At 41.3% G+C, this 395-nt stretch carries 1 tRNA gene and 1 rRNA gene; both read right to left on the reverse strand.

Annotated features, from left to right (window positions below):
- Window positions 1-86 (reverse strand): 23S ribosomal RNA (locus ESB13_RS23680); the annotation flags it as partial.
- Between the two features lie 208 nt (window positions 87-294).
- Window positions 295-371: transfer RNA gene (locus ESB13_RS23685), tRNA-Ala, on the reverse strand.
- Window positions 372-395: the final 24 nt, after the last annotated feature.

Genomic DNA, 395 nt, shown 5'->3' on the forward strand with positions numbered 1-395 from the left:
GCTTTCCGTTGCTTATCGCAGCTTACCACGTCCTTCATCGCCTCTCAGACCCTAGGCATCCGCCATACGCCCTTATTCGCTTTAAAAAATTTACAAATTACTTTGATTCGTTTCTCTATACCCTTTTTAGGTATATGAAACTCGCTTTCCCAATATGTCAAAGAACTTAAAAACAACAGTTCATTGCTAAACCTTATGTCGTTTCCTGTGAATGTTAAGGTTACGAACCTTTTAGCACTTGCTGCTACATCCTACATTTCTAATTTCAAAAGAACTTTTTGATAAACCTCCATTTGGTGGAGGATATCGGAGTCGAACCGATGACCCTCTGCGTGCAAGGCAGATGCTCTAGCCAACTGAGCTAACCCCCCAATTGTAATTCCTTACTTGATTCG

This window comes from Filimonas effusa (genome assembly GCF_004118675.1).
Classification (GTDB): Bacteria; Bacteroidota; Bacteroidia; order Chitinophagales; family Chitinophagaceae; genus Filimonas; species Filimonas effusa.